The organism is Halorubellus amylolyticus, assembly GCF_034808145.1.
Classification (GTDB): Archaea; Halobacteriota; Halobacteria; order Halobacteriales; family Natrialbaceae; genus Halorubellus.
In genome coordinates this window covers 1-247 of the sequence record NZ_JAXHGM010000100.1, presented here as the reverse complement: position 1 = coordinate 247, position 247 = coordinate 1, and the positions used below count along the sequence as shown (strand labels likewise).

General features: G+C 37.7%; 1 protein-coding gene. It reads left to right on the top strand.

Going from position 1 to position 247, the window contains the following annotated elements:
• The coding region (locus SM754_RS20390) for a hypothetical protein (RefSeq protein ID WP_323677970.1) at nucleotides 1–247 on the top strand (247 nt) is incomplete at both ends.

Here is a 247-nt window from a genome sequence, read left to right as displayed (position 1 = left end):
GTTATGTTCATCTTCGGAGAAGGAAGTGGAAGAGATTGCGAAGCAGGAAATGAAACTACGCAAAAACCAGAGAAAACCGAAATAAAATATGACTTATCCACAAACAAAGAAGAAGAGATAATTGTTAGCGAAGAAATCGAAGAAGAAGTAATGTTCATTGTTGGCGAAGGATCCGGATTAGATTGTATGACGGGAAACGAAAAGGAACAAACAACAACACAAGAAACGGAAAAATTGAAGAACGCAG